Source organism: Novosphingobium sp., assembly GCF_031424035.1.
Lineage (GTDB): Bacteria > Pseudomonadota > Alphaproteobacteria > Sphingomonadales > Sphingomonadaceae > Novosphingobium.
In genome coordinates this window covers 1-20,751 of sequence record NZ_JANPGP010000029.1, presented here as the reverse complement: position 1 = coordinate 20,751, position 20,751 = coordinate 1, and the positions used below count along the sequence as shown (strand labels likewise).

At 64.4% G+C, this 20,751-nt stretch carries 20 protein-coding genes; 9 read left to right on the top strand and 11 right to left on the bottom strand.

Annotation, left to right across the window (positions count from 1 at the left end; all coding sequences use genetic code 11):
- Window positions 1-190: 190 nt before the first annotated feature.
- Window positions 191-3,592: a glycosyl hydrolase gene (locus tag RMO89_RS04390; RefSeq protein ID WP_310531447.1), complete on the bottom strand. Its 3,402-nt coding sequence runs from the start codon at window positions 3,590-3,592 to the stop codon at window positions 191-193.
- Between the two features lie 214 nt (window positions 3,593-3,806).
- On the opposite strand from RMO89_RS04390, the gene RMO89_RS04385 reads away from it, so the two are divergent.
- The 4 genes from RMO89_RS04385 to RMO89_RS04370 all read left to right on the top strand — a co-directional run bounded on the left by RMO89_RS04385 (window position 3,807) and on the right by RMO89_RS04370 (window position 8,429).
- Window positions 3,807-4,601 (top strand): SDR family oxidoreductase, encoded by a 795-nt coding sequence (locus RMO89_RS04385; protein ID WP_310531445.1) that lies wholly within the window; start codon window positions 3,807-3,809, stop codon window positions 4,599-4,601.
- A gap of 154 nt (window positions 4,602-4,755) precedes the next feature.
- Window positions 4,756-6,156 (top strand): sugar porter family MFS transporter, encoded by a 1,401-nt coding sequence (locus RMO89_RS04380; protein WP_310531444.1) that lies wholly within the window; start codon window positions 4,756-4,758, stop codon window positions 6,154-6,156.
- A 34-nt stretch (window positions 6,157-6,190) separates the two neighbouring features.
- Window positions 6,191-6,964, top strand: coding sequence for a HesA/MoeB/ThiF family protein (locus tag RMO89_RS04375; RefSeq protein WP_310531442.1), 774 nt, complete (start codon window positions 6,191-6,193; stop codon window positions 6,962-6,964).
- A 148-nt stretch (window positions 6,965-7,112) separates the two neighbouring features.
- Window positions 7,113-8,429 (top strand): amidohydrolase family protein, encoded by a 1,317-nt coding sequence (locus RMO89_RS04370; RefSeq protein WP_310531441.1) that lies wholly within the window; start codon window positions 7,113-7,115, stop codon window positions 8,427-8,429.
- A 247-nt stretch (window positions 8,430-8,676) separates the two neighbouring features.
- On the opposite strand, the gene RMO89_RS04365 is transcribed toward RMO89_RS04370, so the two are convergent.
- Together RMO89_RS04365 and RMO89_RS04360 are read right to left on the bottom strand one after the other, a co-directional pair.
- Entirely contained in the window at window positions 8,677-9,015 is a 339-nt protein-coding gene (locus RMO89_RS04365) for a GFA family protein (protein WP_310531439.1), read from the bottom strand.
- Complete coding sequence (locus RMO89_RS04360; RefSeq protein WP_310531438.1) at window positions 9,012-9,725, bottom strand: NAD-dependent deacylase; 714 nt, start codon at window positions 9,723-9,725, stop codon at window positions 9,012-9,014. The genes RMO89_RS04365 and RMO89_RS04360 overlap by 4 nt, the downstream gene beginning before the upstream one ends.
- Window positions 9,726-9,851: 126 nt before the next feature.
- On the opposite strand from RMO89_RS04360, the gene dapB reads away from it, so the two are divergent.
- From dapB to nth, 3 genes are read left to right on the top strand one after another with little or no spacing between them, the layout of a single operon-like run.
- Window positions 9,852-10,580: a 4-hydroxy-tetrahydrodipicolinate reductase gene (gene dapB, locus RMO89_RS04355; RefSeq protein WP_310531437.1), complete on the top strand. Its 729-nt coding sequence runs from the start codon at window positions 9,852-9,854 to the stop codon at window positions 10,578-10,580.
- A gap of 22 nt (window positions 10,581-10,602) precedes the next feature.
- Complete coding sequence (locus RMO89_RS04350) at window positions 10,603-11,007, top strand: nuclear transport factor 2 family protein (protein ID WP_310531436.1); 405 nt, start codon at window positions 10,603-10,605, stop codon at window positions 11,005-11,007.
- Window positions 11,004-11,645 carry an endonuclease III gene (gene nth / locus RMO89_RS04345; RefSeq protein ID WP_310531435.1) on the top strand — a complete coding sequence of 214 codons (642 nt, stop codon included), beginning with the start codon at window positions 11,004-11,006 and terminating at the stop codon, window positions 11,643-11,645. Before RMO89_RS04350 ends, nth begins: the two co-directional genes overlap by 4 nt.
- A 166-nt stretch (window positions 11,646-11,811) precedes the next feature.
- On the opposite strand, the gene RMO89_RS04340 is transcribed toward nth, so the two are convergent.
- On the bottom strand, window positions 11,812-13,131 hold the full coding sequence (locus RMO89_RS04340) for a dicarboxylate/amino acid:cation symporter (protein WP_310531434.1): 1,320 nt from the start codon (window positions 13,129-13,131) through the stop codon (window positions 11,812-11,814).
- A gap of 176 nt (window positions 13,132-13,307) precedes the next feature.
- On the bottom strand, window positions 13,308-14,432 hold the full coding sequence (gene dapE, locus RMO89_RS04335; protein WP_310531433.1) for a succinyl-diaminopimelate desuccinylase: 1,125 nt from the start codon (window positions 14,430-14,432) through the stop codon (window positions 13,308-13,310).
- 87 nt (window positions 14,433-14,519) lie between these two features.
- On the opposite strand from dapE, the gene RMO89_RS04330 reads away from it, so the two are divergent.
- Window positions 14,520-14,984 (top strand): cupin domain-containing protein, encoded by a 465-nt coding sequence (locus RMO89_RS04330; RefSeq protein WP_310531431.1) that lies wholly within the window; start codon window positions 14,520-14,522, stop codon window positions 14,982-14,984.
- Window positions 14,985-15,151: 167 nt separating this feature from the next.
- Here the strand turns inward: RMO89_RS04330 and RMO89_RS04325 are convergent, their stop codons facing one another.
- Both RMO89_RS04325 and RMO89_RS04320 read right to left on the bottom strand, forming a co-directional pair.
- On the bottom strand, window positions 15,152-16,015 hold the full coding sequence (locus RMO89_RS04325) for a S1/P1 nuclease (RefSeq protein ID WP_310531430.1): 864 nt from the start codon (window positions 16,013-16,015) through the stop codon (window positions 15,152-15,154).
- On the bottom strand, window positions 16,012-16,677 hold the full coding sequence (locus RMO89_RS04320) for a glutathione S-transferase family protein (RefSeq protein WP_310531429.1): 666 nt from the start codon (window positions 16,675-16,677) through the stop codon (window positions 16,012-16,014). Before RMO89_RS04320 ends, RMO89_RS04325 begins: the two co-directional genes overlap by 4 nt.
- A gap of 59 nt (window positions 16,678-16,736) precedes the next feature.
- Between RMO89_RS04320 and RMO89_RS04315 the strand changes: the two genes are divergently transcribed.
- Window positions 16,737-17,156, top strand: coding sequence for a VOC family protein (locus tag RMO89_RS04315; RefSeq protein WP_310531428.1), 420 nt, complete (start codon window positions 16,737-16,739; stop codon window positions 17,154-17,156).
- A 9-nt stretch (window positions 17,157-17,165) separates the two neighbouring features.
- Here RMO89_RS04315 and RMO89_RS04310 read toward each other — a convergent pair whose 3' ends face one another.
- The 4 genes from RMO89_RS04310 to yidD all read right to left on the bottom strand — a co-directional run.
- On the bottom strand, window positions 17,166-18,074 hold the full coding sequence (locus tag RMO89_RS04310; protein WP_310531426.1) for a division plane positioning ATPase MipZ: 909 nt from the start codon (window positions 18,072-18,074) through the stop codon (window positions 17,166-17,168).
- A gap of 136 nt (window positions 18,075-18,210) precedes the next feature.
- Window positions 18,211-18,858 carry a ribosome biogenesis GTP-binding protein YihA/YsxC gene (yihA, locus tag RMO89_RS04305; protein WP_310531425.1) on the bottom strand — a complete coding sequence of 216 codons (648 nt, stop codon included), beginning with the start codon at window positions 18,856-18,858 and terminating at the stop codon, window positions 18,211-18,213.
- Window positions 18,855-20,606 (bottom strand): membrane protein insertase YidC, encoded by a 1,752-nt coding sequence (yidC, locus tag RMO89_RS04300; RefSeq protein ID WP_310531423.1) that lies wholly within the window; start codon window positions 20,604-20,606, stop codon window positions 18,855-18,857. The genes yihA and yidC overlap by 4 nt, the downstream gene beginning before the upstream one ends.
- Window positions 20,607-20,659: 53 nt before the next feature.
- The coding region (gene yidD, locus RMO89_RS04295; protein WP_310531449.1) for a membrane protein insertion efficiency factor YidD at window positions 20,660-20,751 on the bottom strand (92 nt) is incomplete at its 5' end.

The following is a 20,751-nucleotide window of genomic DNA, read 5'->3' as shown; positions in this document are numbered from 1 at the left end:
GCCGCCTCCGATCATCGCCGCTGCCAGAGCCGCCAGTGCCGCGCCAAGGGTCCGGCCCGGCTTGTTCATGAACGTCATCGTTTTCCCCGCCGTAACTCTTCACGCCCGTCTGGGCGCTGCGACATTTCCACGAACTGAACGTGCGCGGCAACCGCCACGGCGTTGTCCTGTAACAGCTTGTGTCAGCGTCTTACTTGCCCTGCCCCAGCAGCTTGACCGGCCCGATCAGCCCCGAAGGACGCAGCGGCGCATCGGGCTTGTAGGTGGGCATCGCCGTCCACGTCAGCTTGGTCGCGCCGGGCTGGCGGTCACCGATCAGGCGGTTGACCCACAGGTTTGCCACCTTCACTTCGAGCCGGTTCTTGCCCTTCTTGACAGCGCTGCCGATCTCCACCCGGTAAGGCGGATGCCAGGCGGCGCCGGCGAGCTTGCCGTTGATCGACACTTCAGCCAGTTCGCGCACGTCGCCAAGGTCAAGCCAAAGCGGCTGCCCCGGCTTCCAGCCCTTGGGCGTGGTGAAATCGCGGGCATAGGTCGCCATGCCGGAGAAGTACTTGATCCCCGGATCAGCGTTCTTTTCCAACCCCTCAAGCGCGGCAAGCTTCGTGCCCGCAGGCGCGCCCCGGCCCGGCTGGAAGGCCACGTCCCAGGCGCCGGCAATCGTTGCCAGTTCGACCGGAACGAGCTTCTTGATCGCCAGCGAGTCCGCCGGCGCTGCCTTGCGGAACACCACGTGGAACGACTTTTCCGCGCCGAACTGCAACGGCACCACGGTCTCGCCGCCTTCGATCCGGTAGCTGAGCGGCTCGGACTTGCCCGTCTCGGCATCCCACAGTTCGGGCGCCTTGCCGGTGACGCGGAAGCGCGCCTCGATAGTGGCCGGCACGTTGTTGCGGTTGACGAGGAAATAGCTGTCGCCATCGGCCAGCCGGCGGTGGACGAACTCCACCCGAACGTCCGCGCCGCCATCATGGCGGAAGTCGGAGGTGATGCCGGCACCAGCCAGCGCGCCTTCGATATTGCGCGAGGCGATGACTTGCCCCTTGCCCACCTTGGTCACTTCGCCGCCGGCCCACAGTTTGCCGGCCAGCGCCGACCATTCGGCGGTATTGTCGGACAGGCTCGGGCTGCTGGTGGGCTTCATGCCAACGATGGTCGCGCCGCCCTCGGCCAGCGCGGCCAGCCGCTTCAGCGCGGACAGAGTCATGCGCTGCGTCGATCCGCCAAGGTAAAGCGCCTTGTACCGCGCCCCGCCGGTGGCGACGATTTCCGCGCCGTCGTTCGACAGGGCATCGGTCAGCCCGCCGTAATTGACGAAGTCATAAGCGTAGGTCCGGGGCGCATCCTGTATCGGGCCGTCGCCATAGAGGCTGGTGAGCGGGGCTTCTTCGCCAAAGAAATAAGCAACGTCGGCAAAGTTGCGCCCGGCCTGCAACATGGCGGAATTGCGCGCCATGTAATCGACCCAGGGCTTGGCCATCTCCGCCCAGCTTTCGTGCCGGTTGAAGTACTGGCCGAAGATGAACAGCGACAGGCCCGGGATCTTGTCATCGACCGGCTGGTGGACCGAGGTGTGGATCACCGGGCGGTTCACGCCGGTGACGAATTCGATGTCGATCATGCGGCGCAAGTCATTCGGCGCATAGTTCCACGGGTTCATCGCCGCCGTCAGCGATTCGGCCGCGACAATGTTCTGGCCGAACACGTGGGCAACCGAAGCCGCGCCCTTCATGTCGGCTATCAGCGTGTCGCGCAGGGCTCCGCCGCGCGGGAAGGTCCAGAACGCGGACATCGGCACGTCGGCATAGCGGCGCATTTCCATGTCGTCGCCCAGCGAGGGGCGCTTGTCTTCCAGCGCCTCGCCATAGACCTTGAGACCGTTTTCGTGCGCCACCTTGGCGACCGTGCCATAGTGTTCGCTGGCCATCAGATCGGCGAGCGTGCGGCGGTAATCATAGAGGAACTTGTCGCTTTCGGCGCGGCTGCCGATAATCGTGCCGGTCAGCGCCGGCAGCCACGGCGTGGGATCATAACCGCGCAGGCGCTTGAACTGGTCGACCAACTTCGGCGTCCAGTTGGCCGCGCCAACCTCGATCGAGTCGGTCAGGATCGCGCGCACGCCCTTGTCCCCGACCATGCCGCCCGAGGCGTCCTTGTACATGCCGATATAGTGTTCGAGGTAACGCCGCACGGCGGGGCCATCGAACTTGTCGACTTCAAGGCCGGTCGCTTCGGGCGGGGCGGGATGGTTGGTCGTGCCGAGCAGCGTCGAGCCGAGACGGAGGACCTTCCATTTGCCCTTCGGCGGCGTCCAGTCCAGCGAGCCATCGGCCTTGAGGCGCGAGGTCAGGTCGATCACCGATGACGGCGCAACGCCGGCGGCATCCGCCACGTCGGCGCTCAGCTTGTAATAGTCGCGCTCCAGTTCGAACCCGGCCTTGGCTTCATAGCGGTCGACGCGCGGTTCGGCGAATAGCCTGAGTTCGGCGACGCTCATCGGCATCGCGTTCGAACCCGCTCCCAGTGCGCCATAACCGCCGCCGTCGACGCCTTCGGGAGAGGTGCCGAGCGAGGCAAGGCTCAGCGTCCGGGGCGGCATGGCGACGCGGAAATAGCGGGCGGTTACGGGGGAGAAGCTGGCCGTCGTGGGCACCGGCTGCACCGGCAGGTCGGCAATCTTGCGCCAGGCCTTGCCGTCGTCGCTCACCTCAAGCCGCGGCTCAACCAGCGCGCCGAGGAACTGGAACGCACCGCCCGGGACGAGCAGCGTGGCACCCGAAACGGTCTGCGGCTGGTCATAAGTCAGCAGCAACGACCCATCGCCGGACTTGTCGCGCGCAATCTTTGCAGAAGTGCCAAGATCACCGTCGAAGAAGGCAGCGCTGTCGAGCACCTTGCCGTCAACGCCGGTCACCACCGGCACGGCAGTGATCGGCGCGGTCGGCGTGTAGGGGAATGCCAGCACGGCCACATCGGCATAGTGCTGCGGCCCCTTGGGCTTGCCTTTCGCGCTGCTGGCACCCAACAGCTCGTCGATCGACGTGCCCTTGCCCATGCCCTGGAACGGCCCGGTTGCCATCGGCGGGGCGGCGATCTTGCCCTTGAACGGCTTGCCGCCATCGACCACGGTCTCGCTCCAGACGACCTTCTTCAGGCCGTCCTCGGGCTTAACCCATGGCCCGCCGGTTTCCGACCAGCCCGGCGATGCGGCGATGGCGAGTTCCAGACCGTGGCGTTCGGCTTCGTTCGCGGTGAAGCGGAAGGCGTCCTTCCAGCCTTCGTCCATATAGACCAGCCGCTTGTCGACCACTTGCGGGGTCTGAAGGTTGGCGTCGAAGTTCTGCAGTCCGCCGATGCCGACGCGCTTCATCCACGCCATGTCCTTGGCGATGCCGTCCTTGGTGATGTTGCCGTTCATCCAGTGCCACCACACGCGCGGGCGGGCGGACTGCGGGGGATTGGCGAACTGGTCCTCAAGCGCAGGCTGGCCAGCACGCTCAGCCGCTTGCTGGGCAAATGCCGTTACCGGGACAAAGGCCGTGGCCAGCAACAGCGCCGCACGCAAGGTTCCAGTGGTTCGACCAGCCTTCATATCCATCCCTCTTTCGAATTCTTTTTGGGGACGGGAATCGCGCCCCGTCTCGATTGGTCTGACAAGCTAAGCACGGATTGTCGATGCAATCAAATAGTTCCCGAACCGATCATTTTCGATCACGCACGGACGATCTTGCCGCCCCCGGCATTGCAACCGGTCCGCCAGCAAGTAAGGGCATGACCAAAGACATCTGCAATCAAGGGGAACGCCCATGAAGATCGACAACACCATTGCCGCCGTCGTCACCGGCGGTTCCTCGGGCCTCGGCAAGGCTACCGTGCAGGCGCTCGCCGCTGCCGGCGTCAAGGTCGCCATTTTCGACATCAACGAAGATGTCGGCGAAGCTCTGGCCAAGGAAGTTGGCGGCGTGTTCTGCAACGTCAACATCATGGACGAAGACAGCGTCGAGGCCGGCTTTGCCAAGGCGCGCGCGGCCAACGGCCAGGAACGCCTTGTCGTCCACTGCGCCATGGTTGCCGGCGGCGGCAAGACGGTGGGCTGGGACAAGGAAAACAACTGCTACAAGCGCGCCAATACCGAAGGCTTCGCCAAGTCGATGGAAGGCATCGCCGTTGCCTCCTTCCGCGTCGCCTCGATCGCCGCGCTCGGCATGGCCAATTCCGCGCCACTGAACGAAGACGGCGAACGCGGCTGCATCATCCTGACCTCGTCGGTCGCATCGCAGGACGGCCAGATGGGCCAGGTCGCCTATGGCGGCGGCAAGGGTGCGGTCAACGCCATGGTCCTGCCGATGGCGCGCGACCTGATGGACGTCGGCGTGCGCGTCAATGCCATCCTGCCCGGCACCTTCGCCACCCCGCCGATGCTCGGCGTCAAGGCCAAGGCTCCGGCGATTTACGAGAACCTCGAAAAGGCCGTGCCCTTCCCCAAGCGGCTTGGCCATCCGGATGAATTCGCGTCGATGGCGCTTGAAATCGCGCGCAATGTCTATCTCAACGCGCAGCTGATCCGCCTCGACGGCGGCATCCGCTTCCAGCCGAAGTAAGGCCTGCGGGGCCAGCGCCCCGCGTAATTGCTGACACCGGTAGCACGCCCGGACCTCTGCGGTTCGGGCGTTCTGCTTGGTGCGGAGAATTTATCGGTTGCCGCGCCGTCCCGACTTTGCCAGTCAACTGGCAAGACCAAAAAAGGGGAACGGGATGACGGCGGCACAGCGACAGGCGAACATGGGCTTTATCTTCCTGATCGTGGCAGTGGCCACGCTCGGCGGGTTCATGTTCGGCTATGATTCGGGCGCGATCAACGGCACCACCAAGGGACTGGCGACGACCTTCGGGCTTGACGAGGCGAACCTTGGCCTGACAGCCAGTTCGCTGCTGCCCGGCTGCGCACTTGGCGCCTTCATGGCGGGCCGGCTGGCGGACCTGAAGGGCCGCCGCTGGGTGATGGTCTCGGCGGCAGTGCTGTTCATCCTCTCGGCGCTATGGGCCGGCGCAGCGCATAGCGCGGTGTCCTTCGCCATGGCGCGCTTCCTGGCCGGCGCGGCGGTGGGCGCGGCATCGGTGCTGTCACCCGCCTACATTTCCGAAGTGACCCCGGCCAACCTGCGCGGGCGGCTCTCCTCGATCCAGCAGATCATGATCATCACCGGGCTTCTCGGGGCGGCATCGTCCAACCTGATGCTGCAGCGGCTCGCCGGGTCCTCGCTGAACGAGATCTGGGGCGCTCCGGCCTGGCGCTGGATGTTCTGGGTCCAGGCGGTTCCTGCCGTGCTGTTCCTCATCTCGCTGATGTTCGTGCCCGAAAGCCCGCGCTTCCTCGTCGCCAAGGGCCGCATGGACGAGGCGCTGGCCGTGCTCACGCGCCTGTTCGGACCCGATGAGGCCCCGCGCATCGCCGGCGAAATCCGTGACAGCCTCGCCAAGGACCACCAGCCGAGCATGAAGGACCTCAAGGATCCCGCGACCGGCAAGTGGCGGCGCATCGTCTGGGTCGGCATCGGACTCGCCGTGTTCCAGCAGTTCGTCGGCATCAACGTGGTGTTCTATTACGGCATCATGCTGTGGGAAGCGGTCGGCTTTACCGAGCAGCAGGCCTTCACCACGCAGGTAATCAACGATGCCGTTTCAGTCGGCGCCTGCATTGTCGCGCTGATGCTGATCGACAAGGTCGGGCGCAGGCCGCTGCTGCTGATCGGTTCGCTGGGCATGGCGGTGACGCTGGGGCTGATGGCTTTCGCCTTCACGCAAGGCACGATCATTGAAGGCAAGCTGGTGCTGCCGCCGGAAATGGGCACGCTCGCCTTCGTCGCGGCGATTTCCTATGCGGCGCTGTTCAACCTGTCGTGGGGCCCGGTGATGTGGGTGCTGCTGGGCGAGATGTTCCCCAACCAGATGCGCGGGTCTGCGCTGGCCGTGGCGGGCGCGGCACAGTGGAGCGCCAACTTCGCCATTTCCTCCAGCTTCCCTTGGGCGCTCAAGAATCTGGGGCTGGCGACGGCTTACGGCTTCTACGCCACCTGCGCGGCCATCTCGTTCTGGTTCGTGCTGAAGATGGTCACGGAAACCAAGGGCAAGACGCTGGAGCAGATGGAGGGGTAGCAGCCTCCGCCTTCCTTCTCTATGCGAACGGGCGATGACCCTCAGCCCCGATCGCCTTGACCGTTTCGCCCGCCACATCGTGCTGCCCGAAGTCGGCGGCGCGGGGCAGGTAGCGCTGACCGAGGCCCATGTCGTGCTGGTCGGCTGCGGCGGGATCGGCTCGCCGGCGCTGCAATACCTTGCCGGGGCGGGCGTGGGACGGTTGACGCTGATCGACGATGACGTGGTCGATGCCAGCAACCTCCAGCGCCAGACGATCTTTACCCCCGCCGATATTGGCCGGCCCAAGGCAGAGGCAGCAGCGGAATGGGTGGCGAAGTTCGACCCCCAGATTGAGGCCCGCGCGGTCATCATGCGTTTGGGGGGGGATAACGCCGCGCGGGTCCTCGGGGGGGGTGCCACTGTCGTAGTCGACGGGTGTGACAACTTCGCGACTCGCCTGGTGGTTTCCGACACCTGCACCGCACTGGGCGTGCCGCTGACCAGCGCTGCGCTGGGCCGCTTTCAGGGACAAGTGGCGAACTTCGCCGGACACCTGCCCGGGCAGGCCTGCTATCGCTGCTGGGTGGGCGATGCCTTCGATGCCGAGGACTGTGATACCTGCGCGGCGGACGGCGTTCTGGGCGCCATGGTCGGCATGGTCGGCGCTTTCGCCGCGATGAGCGCGATCCGCGTCATCCTCGAAGGCAAGGCGGCGCTGGGCGATCCGCAGTGGGGCCAGCTCCAGCTGTTTGACGGGCTCGCGCCTTCGATGCGGACGATCCGCGTGCCCAAGGACCCCGAGTGCCGGGGCTGCAATCCGGCCTGAGGCCCCATCAGCCATCGCCGTCACGATGGCATCCCCCTTCCCTCTGCCGCAATTGATTCGCATCAAGGATCGCCGGGCTTGAGGAGAGGAAAACCCTCCCATCCGATGCAACGCCAGCGCCGCGCGCGCCGCCGATGGGAGAGTACAAATGAAGATGGACGACATGGTGATCATCAGCGTCGATGATCACATCAGCGAACCCGGTGACCTGTTCACCCACCACCTCAGCGGACCCGCGCTCGCTTCCGCCCCGACCTTCAAGGAAAAGTCGAACGGATCCAACTACTGGGACTATCAGGGCCTGAAAATGGCCTCGGTCGCGCTCAACGGCGTCGTGGGCCGGCCCAAGGAAGAATACGGCATGGAGCCGACCAGCCTCGACCAGCTGCGCAAGGGCTGCTGGGACCCGGCCGCCCGCGTCGATGACATGGATGTCAACGGCATCGCCGCCAGCCTCAACTTCGGCACCCTGATCGGCCTCGACGGGCTGATGTTCTGCAACGCGCCGGACAAGACCTATGCCGTCCAGCACGTGCAGGCCTATAACGATTATCACTGGTATCAGTGGTGCCAGGCCCACCCCGGCCGCTTCATCATGAACGGCATCCTGCCGGCTTGGGACATCGATGCCACGGTCGCCGAAATCCACCGTCTCGCCAAGCAGGGCTGCACCTCGGTCTCGTTCAACGAGAACCCGACCAAGCGCGGCCTGCCTTCAATCCACAACGCCCATTGGGAGCCGCTGTGGAAGGCCTGCGCCGATACCGACATGACGATCAACCTGCACATCGGTGCGGGCAACCCCAGCCCCCACGCCACTGATGAATCGCCGATCGAGGCATGGATCACGACCATGCCGATGTCGGTCTCGATCGGCCTGTCCGACTGGCTGCACCTTGAGGCGCTGCAGCGCTATCCGCTGAAGATCGCCATGTCGGAAAGCGGCATCGGCTGGATTCCCTACCTGCTCGAACGCGCCGACTATGCCAACGAACAGCACAAGGCCTGGACCCATTCGGACAGCTACCTGAAGGGCAAGAAGCCGTCGGACGTCTATCACGAACACTTCTATTCGTGCTTCATCGACGACGCCTATGGCTGCCGCAACCTTGACGCACTGGGTGAGGACAAGGTCTGCTACGAAGTGGATTACCCCCACTCCGACGCGCCGTGGCCGCATGCTCCCGAAGTGCTGTGGCGCTCGGTCAACCAGCTGTCCGACGATGTGATCGACAAGATCACCCACAAGAACGCGATGAAGCTCTACCGCTTCGATCCTTTCGCGCACCATGCCAAGGAAGACCTGACGGTAAAGGCCCTGCGCGCCCGGGCTGCGGCCAACGGTGTCGACACCACGGTCAAGAGCACCGGCGGTGCCGCTCCGGAAAACCAGTCCGACAAGCAGCGCGCGATCACCTCGGGCGATGTCAACGCGATGTTCAAGAAGCACGCCGAAGCGGTGTAAACACAGGTCACGAGTGTCCCCGCACAGGCGGGGACCTCAGGCCTTGGCCCACGACCTCAGTGTCGCGCATCCCCTCCTGAGGCCCCCGCCTGCGCGGGGGCGCAGAGAGTTAAAACTTGCCCTCGTCATTCCCGCGCAGGCGCGAACCCATCTCCGCCGGTTGCGAAACCATGCAACGTATCGCCGGAAGGCGAGATCGGGAGTTGGGTTCCCGCCTGCGCGGGAATGACGAAGGTTAGTAGTTCGCTCAGTAACTCGCCCCGTCGACGAACCTGCGCGGCAGGTCCTGCCACAGCGAGGGATCGAACATGCGGATGTTCACGCCGGTGCGGTCATAAGTGTCATCAATCGCCGTCCAGTGCGTCACGCAGCCGCAATTCGTGCAGCGCCAGGTGGTGAGCATGCAGTCCCCCTGCACATAGCCCGCCAGTTCACCCGTCACGCGCACGCTGGCGCGCGGCCCGTAGTGCCACAGCGTACCCAGCCGCCGGCAGATCGAGCAATTGCACTCCGCCACTTCGGTGGGCGTATCGTCAATCGTGATCGTCACCGCGCCGCAGTGGCACGTTCCGTTGTGTTCGCTCATCCCAGCATCTCCTCCACCCAGGCCGGCACGACCTCGCTCGCGGGGCCGAGCCGCGTTTCGTGGAACCACTGCGATCCCTGCGAGCGTTCGAGGTTCAGTTCCAGCGTCTGCGCCCCCAGATCGCGCGCCGACTGCACGAAACCGGCGGCCGGATAGACCGCGCCAGACGTGCCGATCGAGACGAACATATCCGCCTCACGCAGCGCCGCATAGATCTCGTTCATGCGATAGGGCATCTCGCCAAACCACACGACATCGGGCCGCAGCGCGCGCGACCCGCAGGCCGGGCACGGCGGCCGGTCGAACAGCGGCCCGGTCCAGCGCGGCCGCGAATCGCAGGCGGTGCACCAGGCGTTGAGGTGCTCGCCGTGCATATGCAGCACGCGCCGCGCGCCCCCAAAACTATTACCGGCACGCTCGTGCAAGTCATCGACGTTCTGCGTGACGATCAGCAGTTCGCCCTGCCACTCGGCATCCAGCCGCGCGAGCGCCATGTGCGCCTCGTTCGGCACCTTGGTCTGAATCGCAGCGCGGCGCATGTCGTAGAAGCGGTGGACAAGGTTCGGATCGCGAGCAAAAGCCTCGGGCGTGGCAACGTCCTCCACCCGGTGCTGCTCCCACAGTCCGCCGCCATCGCGGAACGTGTCGATCCCGCTTTCGGCGGATACGCCTGCACCGGTGAGGATCACGATATTGCGGATTTCCGACACTCGAACCTCTTTCCCTCGTCACCCTGAACTTGTTTCAGGGTCCATTGTGCCCCAAGGACAGGTCCGAGTGTGGGGCACGATGGATGCTGAAACAAGTTCAGCATGACGGTCCTTTGTGGAGTTGGCATGGCACGCATCGGCATTATCGGTAGCGAAGGACGCATGGGGCAGGCACTTGCGCGCGCCATCGCGGCAAAGGGTGAGACGATGTCCGGCGGGATCGACAAGGGCGGCGATGCCCTCGCGCTGGCCCGCGTCAGCGACGTGCTGGTCGATTTCTCCAGCCCCCACGCGCTTGAGGCGAACCTTGATGCGGCGGCGGAGGCTGGCATTCCCATCGTCGTCGGCACCACCGGCCTTGAAGAGCGCCACCACTTCCTCTGCGACAGCGCCGCGAACAACACCGCCGTCTTGCAGACCGGCAACACCTCGCTCGGCGTGACGCTGCTGGCATGGCTGGTGCGCGAAGCCGCCGCGCGGCTGGGCGATGACTGGGATATCGAGATCGTCGAGACGCACCACCGCATGAAGGTCGACGCGCCATCGGGCACCGCGCTGCTGCTTGGCCAGGCCGCCGCACAGGGCCGCGGCGTGGACCTGACCGCCGTGTCCGAACGCGGGCGCGACGGGATCACCGGCGCGAGGCAGCCCGGCGCGATCGGCTTTGCGAGCCTGCGCGGCGGCACCGCCCCCGGCGACCACACCGTGAACCTGTTCGGCGATCACGAACGCATCGCCCTTTCTCATCTTGCCGAAGACCGCATGATCTTCGCCGCCGGCGCGGTGAAGGCGGCGCAGTGGCTGATCGGCAAGCCCGCCGGGCGCTACGCGATGGGCGAGGTTCTCGGGCTCTAGCAATCAACAGGGGAGAATGGACATGGCTCAAGACAATGTGGCGGCGATCCGCGCGATCTACGATGCCTTTGCAGTGGGCGATGTTGGCGGCGTCCTTGGCGGCATGAGCCCGGATATCGTCTGGAATGAAGCCGACGATTTTCCCTATGCCGATGGCAATCCCTATGTCGGTCCGCAGGCAGTTGCCGAGGGCGTCTTTGCGCGCTGCATCGGTGAATGGGATGGCTTCAGCGTCGAAATCGACGAATTGCTGGATGCCGGAGATACGGTGATCGCGCTAGGTCATTACGGCGGCACCTTCAAGACTACCGGACGGCCGCAGCGGACGCAGATGGCCCACGTCTGGCGGCTGAGCGGCGGCAAGGCCGTGGCCTTCCAGCAATATGCCAACACACTTCACGTTGCGAAGGCCATGGGCAAAGCGTGACCCGCGATCAGATCTTCGAATTCTTCCGCCGCCTTGCCGAAGCAAACCCCTCGCCCGAAACAGAGTTGCTGTTCGGCAATGCCTACCAGCTCGTCGTCGCGGTGGCACTTTCGGCGCAAGCGACCGATGTCGGCGTAAACAAGGCGACCCGCGCGCTGTTCCGCGCGGTGCAGACGCCGCAGCAGATGCTCGACCTGGGCGAGGAGGGCTTGCGCGAGCACATCAAGACCATCGGGCTGTTCAACACCAAGGCCAAGAACGTCATCGCGCTCAGCCAGTTGCTGGTCGATGAATTCGGCGGCGAGGTTCCCTCAACCCGCGAAGAACTGGTGCGGCTGCCCGGCGTCGGCCGCAAGACCGCCAATGTCGTGCTCAACTGCTGGTTCGGGCAGGAAACCTTTGCAGTCGACACCCACATCTTCCGCGTCGGCAACCGCACCGGCCTTGGCAAGGGCAAGAACCCCGATCAGGTCGAAGCCAAACTGGAAAAGCGCGTCCCCGCCCCCTTCCGCATGGGCGCGCACCACTGGCTGATCCTGCACGGCCGCTATGTCTGCAAGGCTAGAACGCCCGAATGCTGGCGCTGTCCGGTGGTGGATCTTTGCAGCTTCAAGGCGAAAGTGCTGGAGAAGAAATAGCATTCTCGCGCAGAGACCGCAGAGGGCGCAAAGGTATGGCGGAAAGCCGAAGGCTTCCTAATCGCCCACAGGATCGGTCAGTCGCAAGCAAGAGGCATACAAGGCGGCTCCGCCGAAAGCACAGCTTCTCTGCGGCCTCTGCGATCTCTGCGCGAGCCCAAACCCCTTACTTGAAGTTCGTCGGATCCAGCTCCAGCCCCGCCCGGCCATCCGCCGCCGTATGCGCCGGGGCATGCGGGTGTTCGACGAATTCACCTTCCTCGGGCTCGAGCATGCCTTCCCACTTGGTGATCACCGACGTCGCCACGGCATTGCCGACCACGTTGGTCGCGGTGCGGCCCATGTCGAGGAACTGGTCGATGGCGAGGATGATCGCCACGCCCTCAACCGGCAGGCCGAACATGGCCAGCGTGCCAGTGATCACCACGAGGCTGGCGCGCGGCACGGCGGCGATGCCTTTTGAGCTGATCATCAACGTCAGCAGGATCATGATTTGCGTCGCGATCGGCAAATGGATGCCATAGGCCTGCGCGATGAAGATCGTCGCGAAGCTCATGTACATCATCGAACCGTCGAGGTTGAACGAGTAGCCCAGCGGCAGCATGAAGCCCGAAATGCGGCGCGGCACGCCGAAGCGGTCAAGCTGTTCGAACATCTTGGGCAGCGCCGCCTCGCTCGACGCGGTCGAGAAGGCGATCATCATCGGCTGGCGGATGTAGCGTATCAGCGTGAAGATGCGCTTGCCGAGGAAAATCGCGCCGATGCCCAGCAGGATCATCCACAGCAGGGCGAGGCTGAGGTAGAATTCGATCAGCAGCTCAAGGTAGGTCTTGAGGATTTCCAGCCCGCTCGCCCCGACCACATTGGCCAGCGCGCCGAACACCGCGATCGGCGCATAACGCATCACGTAGCCGGTGATCTGCAGCATCATTTCCGCCAGCGCATCGGCGCCGCGCACGAGTGGCTTGCCCTTTTCGCCGATGGCAGAGAGCGCCACGCCGGCGAAGATCGAGAACACCAGGATCTGCAGGATGTTGTTCGTCGCCATCGCGTCGAAGGCGTTCTTGGGGAAGATCGAGAGGATGAATTCAGGTGCGTTGAGGTGCTTGACCTCGCCCACGGCCTTGGCGGCGGCGGCAACATCGGGGATGGGTGCGCCGACGCCCGGCTTGAGCAGGTTGACCATGATCAGGCCCAGCCCGATCGAGATCAGGCTGGCGGTGATGAACCACGCCAGCGCCCGCACGCCGATGCGGCCCAGTGCCGTGCTATCACCCATGTGGGCAATGCCGACGACGATGGTGGAGAGCACCAGCGGCGCCACCAGCAGCTTGATCAGATTGAGGAAAATGTCGGAGAGCAGCTTGAGCCAGGGCGCGATTTCCGCCTTGATCGTCGCCGCATCGACCAGCACGTGTAACGTCTGCCCGACGATGACGCCGAGCAGCATGCCGAGCAGAATGTATAAAGTAAGCCGCCGATCCATGCGCCCAGTTCCCCGCGTGAAATATTGTTGCGGGAGAGACTAACAGGGTGGACGGGCGAGGCAAGGCGGCAGGTGAACGATCCTCTCCATTTTTGCCGAATGGCACAAATGGGGAGGTGGATGGCCCTTCAGGGCCAGACGGAGGGGCTTTCCGCCCTCGCCGCAATACCCCTCCGTCAGTACGCCAGTGCCGCTTCAGCCACGCGCGCATAGATCCGCGCCAGCGCGTCCAGATCAGCAATCGCCACGGCCTCGTCACGCTTGTGCATCGTCGCGTTGCAAAGGCCGAATTCGATCACCGGGCACAGGTTCTTGAGGAACCGCGCGTCGGAGGTGCCGCCCGTGGTGCTGGCTTCAGGTTCGATACCGATTTCAGCCTTCACAGCATCGGCGATCATCGCGGAGAAGTCCCCCGGCAAAGTGATGAAGGCCTCGCCCGAGATAACGGCACGCGCCGTACCACCATGCCGCGCGGCAATCGCGCTCACCCGGTCGGCGAGGTCCTGCCCGGTGTGCAGCGCGTTGAAGCGGATCGAGATGCGCGCGCTGGCCTTGGGCGGGATGACATTGGTCGCGGGGTTGCCAATGGCGATGTCGGTAATTTCAAGGTTCGATGCCTGGAACCACTCGGTGCCGTCATCCAGCACCAGCGCGTCGAGTTCTGCCAGCATGGCGACCAGCCGCGGCGCGGGATTGTCGGCGAGGTGCGGATAGGCGACATGGCCTTCGCGGCCTTCGACTTCGAGCCACACGTTGACCGAGCCGCGCCGGCCGATCTTCATCGTGTCGCCCAGCCGGGCGCTGGATGTGGGTTCGCCGACGAGGCACAGGTCGGGAATTGCGCCCAGTTCCTGCATCGTGTCCATCAGCGCCAGCGTGCCGTATTTCGCCGGACCTTCCTCGTCACCGGTGAGGATCATGCTGAGCGTACCGGCATCGGCCGGCACCTTCTCGGCGGCGGCGATCATCGCGGCAATCGCGCCCTTCATGTCGACCGCGCCGCGTCCGTAAAGCAGTTCGCCGCGCCGTTCGGGAAGGAATGGGCCGGAGGTCCAGCCCTCGCCCGGCGGCACGACATCAAGGTGGCCGGCAAAGGCAAAGTGGCGGCTGCCCTTGGGCCCCTTGCGGATGGCGAAGAGGTTTTCGACCGGGCCATCAGGGGCATCGCCGCTGACTTTGCGGTGCACTTCGAAGCCGAGCGGGCGCAGCCGCGCTTCGAGGCAATCGAACACCTTGCCTGTCGCCGGGGTGACGCTGGGGCAGGCGATCAGTTCTTCGGCGAGTTGGACGACATCGATCATGCCGGCGCGCTTATCGCGTTTCGCGCGGCTTGGAAATGGCCGAGGATTGGTGCAGCCTGTGCAGAGGAGCGGAGGGAATACAGCACCATGCCGAAAATCGACCTTGAGGCCATCGAGCAGAGGAACACCACCGGCTATCCAGCGCCGTTCAACGCGGATGTCGCGGGCCGTCATTTCCGCCGGATTGCGTCAGCTACTGGCCTCAGCCACATGGGCGCGAGCCACGTTGTGCTGAAGCCCGGCGGCTGGTCATCGCAGCGCCACTGGCACATGGGCGAGGACGAATTGCTGATCATGCTGTCAGGGGAAGCCGTTCTAGTTGAGGATGATGGGCGGACCGTACTCAGGCCCGGCGACATCTGCGCCTGGCCGAGGGACGTGGAGAACGGCCATCACCTGATCAACGAAAGCAATGCGGATTGTAGCTTCCTGGCGGTCAGCGCCGGGCCGGATCTGGGCGGTTCCTATCCCGATATCGACATGATGTGGACCGAAGACGGCGCGTTTCGGCATAAGGACGGGACGCCCTATCCGACGGAACGGATGGCGTAAGCCCCGCCTCTATAAGCATCATCCTGAACTTGTTTCAGGATCCATTTCGCCTCCCAAACGGAGTAATCCGGAGAGCGCCCAAGGCTCAGTTGCGAACCTATTCACGACGCCGGACATGCGGCCCGATGGATCCTGAAACAAGTTCAGGATGACGATGTGCGGAGGGGTCAGTTCGTCGCCAAAGCCCCGTCGAGCATGTCGGCCAACCGCAACCCGGCCTGCGAAATGCGCCGCTGAGCATCGGGGATGAACTCCACGATGGCCTCGTTCGACCAGGTGATCTTCTCCGGCGCCTTGCCCTCGCAAGGGTCGAAGCCGAAGGCGCGGGTGTAGACGCGGCGCGCGAGTTCGTGGCTTTCGCGGCCCCAGTCAGCGGTGTCGCCACCCGACAGCGCGGCGCGCTCTTCCGGCGAATAACGGCGCACCAGCGGCGGTGTGGCGGAAGAAATCGAGCGTTCAGCCTGCTGCCCGTCCCACAGTCCATGCAGGTTCCACACCGGTGCATCGCCGTAATTGGCTTTCACGGCGTTACCGCCCTGATCGAAGTTGTCACCCGAATGCAGCGGCATGTGCACGTCGCCAGTGAAGTGCACGAGGAAGACGAAAGCCTCCAGCCGCACGGCATCGGGCAGGTTCTTGTCGGCCAACACCTTGCGGCTGCGTTCGATCTGGCCAGTTACGCAATTGCCGTTGGCGCAGTTCGACTTGGGGTCATAGGCCTTGCACACCGGCTCGGTCTGGTAATGCCACGGGAAGGTATAGGCATAGCGCCAGGCAAGGCTGCGGATGCAGTCGGGCCAGTAGCTCGCTTCCTCGATGCTGCGCACGCGGCACTTGGGCGTGCCCAGCGCCTTTTCGGACTTGAGCAACTGGCGGATCGCGGCCTTGGTCTCGGGCTTGATATTGGCCCAGGCGACCGACCCCGTGGTGTGGTGGCCATATTCGCCCCAGGCCATGGCGGCTGGCGCCCATGCCAGCGACAGCATGGCAAGAATGGCGGACAGGTGCTTGATCATTCTGGAGAAAGTCACTTCGCGGGAACCTCGTACTGTTCGATCACCCAGTCCTCCGCCTCGGCGGCGTGGACCCATGCTTGCAGCCATTCGTGCTCCCAAACCGCTTCCATATAGGCCTGCGCGAAGCCGGGCACGCCGACGCCATAAGTGATAAAGCGGCTGACCACCGGGGCATAGAAGATATCGGCGGCGCAAAAGGTTCCGAACAGGAACGGCCCGCCCTTGCCAAAGCGCGCCCGCGCTTCGGCCCAGAGCGTCAGCACGCGGACGACATCGGCGCGGGCGGCATCATCGAGCTTGGCGCCTTCAACCCGGCGCCGCACGTTCATCGGGCATTGCGTGCGCAGCGCCTGAAAGCTCGAATGCATTTCTGCGACCATCGACCGGGCCATGGCGCGGGCATCGTCAGCCTTGGGCCAGAAGCGGTCACGCCCGACCTTGTCGGCGAGGTAATCGATGATCGCCAGACTGTCCCAAACCACGGCATCACCGTCCCACAGCACCGGCACCTTGCCGTGGCTGGGGGCGACTTCGCCCATCGCCTTTTTCTGTTCGGACCAGTCATCGGTATGGATGGGGACGACGATTTCCTCGAACCCCAGCCCCGATTGCTTCGCCGCCAGCCAGCCGCGCAGCGACCAGCTCGAATAGTTCTTGTTACCAATGATCAGCTTCATGGCCCCAAGTTAGCCGTTCAGTTTGACAGTGTCGAGGCTGAACGGTTAGTTCTTGCGCCATGAGCTTGCCCCCATTCCACCTCGCCTTTCCCGTCCGCGATCTGGCCGAGGCCCGCGCTTTCTGGGGCGGCGTGATGGGCTGCGCGGAGGGGCGGAGCAGCGACCAGTGGATCGACTTCAACTTTCACGGGCACCAGCTCGTCGCGCATTGCGTTGGCGAGCGGTCGCAGGACGCCGGGGCCAACCCGGTTGACGGGCACGGCGTGCCGGTGCCGCATTTCGGCCTCGTCCTGCCGATGGATGAATGGCACGCGCTGGCTGATCGGCTGCGCGCAGCCGGCGTGGTCTTCGCGATCGAGCCCTATGTGCGCTTCAAGGGCGAAGTCGGCGAACAGGCGACGATGTTCTTCCGCGATCCTTCAGGCAATGCCATAGAAATCAAGGCCTTCGCCGATATCGGGCAGCTGTTCGCCAAGTAACCGTAGGGTTCAGGCAGGTACGAGCCCGGCCTTGCGCACCCTCACCTGCCCCGGTGCATCAAGCTGCAATTCGCCGTGAAGCCGCAGGATTTCCTTGCGCGCAACCGTGTGGGCGCGCGGCAGGCTGGGAATATGCTGCAGGTCGAGCTGGGTGAGCCCGAGCAATTGCAGGTCGCGGTACGCGGCGCGTTCGGTCATCCCGGAACCGATCCGGAAGCCGACGCGCGGCGAAATCCGGCCGAGCGCGGCAAGGCAGGCCTCCCCCATCTTGCCGCCGGCACCGCCGCGAACCCGGTTGGGCACGACGATCCAGTCGGTTGCCGCCAAGCCCATTTCGGCGCGCGTTTCGGCCAGAGCCTGCACTGCCTCGGCAAAGCAACCGGCGGAGACGAAATCCTGCGTCACCGGATTGAGGTGCGCCAGCAGGTCAAGATCAACGAACGACAGGTTCACCGGGGTAACCAGCTTGTCAGCCATGGCGATGGCACGGCGCACGATGGGCGAATCGGCGCCCGGCGCGTCGATCACCACGACTTGGCAATCGGGTCCGGCGCGGGCGATTTCCTGGAACAGCATCGCGCCGCTGGTCTGATTGAGCACGATGTGGCGGACCATCGGCAAGCCCACGCCCAGCCGCCGAGCCGTGGCATCGCGCGAGGCGAAGAAGCGCGACAGCGAGCGCTGGCGGCGATCCAGGTCAATGGCCAGAACGCGATAGCCGGCAGATGCGAGCGACACCGCGATATGCGCGGCCAGCGTAGTCTTGCCCGCTCCGCCCTTTTCATTGGCGACCGTGATGACCTGTTCGAAGTGATGCGGCCGCCGTGCGACATCAGCCACCACACGGCGCGGATGTTCACCTTCAATACTGACGTCCGCCGGCGCAGGATCGCGCCGGGCAAATTCTACGACTCCCATCGACAACCCCCGTGTCGTTGGGCCCCAAAAACGATGTCGCGTTTTTATGATTCGCGCTTACGTCAAGGACCGAAGCGACAGGACGCCACAGTTTCCACAGCTTGGCAACGTAGTTAACCTTATGGTTACATAGAGTTTACAAACGCGCGTCGGCCAGAACTGCAGCGCGCAGCTCGTCAATGCCCATGCCCTTTTCGGCGCTGGTGACGTGGATGACCGGATAGGCGGCGGAATGCTTGCGCGCCTCGGCCGTGGTGGAAACGAGCACGGCGTCCAGCTCGCTCGCCTTGATCTTGTCAGCCTTGGTCAGCACGACACGGTAACCGACGGCGGATTCATCGAGCATCTTCATCATCTCGACATCGACCGGCTTTACCCCGTGGCGCGAATCGATCAGCACCAGATTGCGCTTCAGCACCACGCGCCCGCGCAGGAAATCGCGGACCATGCGGCGCCACTTCTCAACCACGGCGGGCGGTGCCTTGGCAAAGCCGTAACCAGGCATGTCGACCAGGCGGAACTGCGTCGGCTCGCCCACTTCGAAGAAGTTGAGCTCCTGCGTGCGCCCCGGCGTTACCGAGGTGCGCGCCAGCGAGCGCCGACCCGTGAGCGCGTTGAGCAGCGAGCTCTTGCCCACATTCGAACGGCCGCAAAAGGCCACTTCCGGCACGGTCGGCTCGGGCAGGAACTGCAGCGACGGGGCGGAGAGCAGGAACTCCACCCGGCCCGAGAACAGCCGGCCAGCTTCCGCTGCCAGTTCCGTGTAGTCGTCGTCGTCGCTCACTTCGCGGTCTTCTTCGCCGCTGCCACGTCCGCACGTTCCTTGTCGACCAGTGCCTTCATCTGCGGATGGCGGGCGTAAAGGTACTTCTGCTGGGCGATGGTCAGCAAGTTCGAGGTGATCCAGTAGATCAGCAGGCCGGCGGCAAACGGCGCCATGATGAACATCATCAGCCACGGCATAATGCCAAACACCTGCTGTTGCACCGGATCGGGCGACGAGGGGTTGAGCTTGAACTGCAGCCACATCGTCACGCCGAGCAGCACTGCGAGCACGCCGATGCCAAGGAAGGCCGGCACGGTGAACGGCAGCACACCAAACAGGTTGAGGATGTGCGCGGGATCGGGCGCGGACAGATCCTTGATCCACAGCACGAACGGCTGGTGGCGCATTTCCACCGCGAGCGTCAGCGTCTTGTAGAGTGCGAAGAAGATCGGGATCTGCAGGAAGATCGGCAGGCAGCCGCCAAGCGGGTTGACGCCCTCGCTCTTGTACAGCTTCATCGTTTCCTGCTGGAGCGCCTGCTTGTCGTCCTTGAAGCGTTCCTGCAGGGCCTTCATCTTCGGCTGGATCGCCTTCATCGCCGCCATCGAGGAGAACTGGCGCTGGGCGACCGGGAACATGATGCCGCGCACGATCAGGGTCAGCAGGATGATGGCGACACCGAAGTTGCCGGCGATCGAGAACAGCTTCTTGAGCAGCCAGAAGATCGGTTCTTCAAACCAGCGGAACCAGCCCCAGTCGATCGCCAGACTGAAATTGGCGATGCCGGTCTTCTGGTAGGCGGACAGCACGTCGCCTTCCTTCGCGCCTGCGAACAGGCGGGTGCTGGTGCCGGCAGACTGGCCGGGGGCCACGGCGACAGGCTGGTAGAACATGTTGGCCTGATAGAGATCACCGCCGATTGCGCGGTAATTGCTCGAGGCGGTGGGGCTGCCGGGGACCAGCGCCGACATCCAGTAGATATCGGTGAAGCCGATCCAGTCGGTCTTGCCCTCGTTGACCTGCACCGCTCCAGGAAGCTCGTTGATATCGTCGTAATTGGTGCCGAATGAGACCTTTTCATCAAACGCGCCGAACGGACCCGAATGGATATTCCACGTATCAAGGCTGGCGGTCTTCTTGGTGCGGCCAAGGCGGGCGAAAGGCGTGACCGTGACCGGCGCGGTGCCGCGGTTGGCAACCTTCGCGTTGGCGGTGATCATGTAGTCCTTGTCGATCGCGTACGTGATCTCGAACACCAGGCCTGCGGCATTGGTCCAGGTCAGCGTGACCGGCGTTTCCGGCGTCAGCTTCGCGCCAGCGGGCGCGGCCCACAGCGTGTTCGGCGCGGGAATCTCAACATTCTGGCCATCCCAGCCGATCTGGGCATAGTGTTCAGCCGGCGTACCGACGGGCGAGAAGATGCGCTCCGGCCCGGTCAGCTCGACATTCTTGTGCCGCACGGTGACGAGATCGTCGAGCAGCGCGCCGGCGGGGTTGATCGAACCCGACAGGCCCGGCGCGGCAATGGCAATGCGGCCCGGTGCGGCGAGCGCAGACTTGAGATCGCGCACTTCGGCGGCGCGGTCGGCCGCATTCATCAGTCCGCCTTCACGCGTCGGAGTGCCACCTGCGGCTGGCGACGGGCTGGCGGCGGCAACCACCGGCTTGTTCGCGTGCGGATAGAAGTAGGTGACGGCCGAATCCCAGCCGAAGAGAAGCAGCGCGCACAGCACGACCGCGAGGATGAGATTACGCTGGTTTTCCACGAAGCTTCCCTAGAACCCTTTATCTGCCTCAAATAGGCATACCGCCCGGACCTTCAAGGCACAGGGTCGTACCCGTGTCCCCCCCAAGGGTGGCAGCGCAATAGACGCTTGATGGCGAGCAATCCACCCCGAAACGCGCCGTGCT

Coding starts and splice junctions, on each gene's coding strand:
- RMO89_RS04390 (WP_310531447.1), bottom strand. CDS start 3,592: ATGAAGGCTGGTCGAACCACTGGAACCTTGCGTGCGGCGCTGTTGCTG.
- RMO89_RS04385 (WP_310531445.1), top strand. CDS start 3,807: ATGAAGATCGACAACACCATTGCCGCCGTCGTCACCGGCGGTTCCTCG.
- RMO89_RS04380 (WP_310531444.1), top strand. CDS start 4,756: ATGACGGCGGCACAGCGACAGGCGAACATGGGCTTTATCTTCCTGATC.
- RMO89_RS04375 (WP_310531442.1), top strand. CDS start 6,191: ATGACCCTCAGCCCCGATCGCCTTGACCGTTTCGCCCGCCACATCGTG.
- RMO89_RS04370 (WP_310531441.1), top strand. CDS start 7,113: ATGAAGATGGACGACATGGTGATCATCAGCGTCGATGATCACATCAGC.
- RMO89_RS04365 (WP_310531439.1), bottom strand. CDS start 9,015: ATGAGCGAACACAACGGAACGTGCCACTGCGGCGCGGTGACGATCACG.
- dapB (WP_310531437.1), top strand. CDS start 9,852: ATGGCACGCATCGGCATTATCGGTAGCGAAGGACGCATGGGGCAGGCA.
- RMO89_RS04350 (WP_310531436.1), top strand. CDS start 10,603: ATGGCTCAAGACAATGTGGCGGCGATCCGCGCGATCTACGATGCCTTT.
- RMO89_RS04340 (WP_310531434.1), bottom strand. CDS start 13,131: ATGGATCGGCGGCTTACTTTATACATTCTGCTCGGCATGCTGCTCGGC.
- dapE (WP_310531433.1), bottom strand. CDS start 14,432: ATGATCGATGTCGTCCAACTCGCCGAAGAACTGATCGCCTGCCCCAGC.
- RMO89_RS04330 (WP_310531431.1), top strand. CDS start 14,520: ATGCCGAAAATCGACCTTGAGGCCATCGAGCAGAGGAACACCACCGGC.
- RMO89_RS04320 (WP_310531429.1), bottom strand. CDS start 16,677: ATGAAGCTGATCATTGGTAACAAGAACTATTCGAGCTGGTCGCTGCGC.
- RMO89_RS04315 (WP_310531428.1), top strand. CDS start 16,737: ATGAGCTTGCCCCCATTCCACCTCGCCTTTCCCGTCCGCGATCTGGCC.
- RMO89_RS04310 (WP_310531426.1), bottom strand. CDS start 18,074: ATGGGAGTCGTAGAATTTGCCCGGCGCGATCCTGCGCCGGCGGACGTC.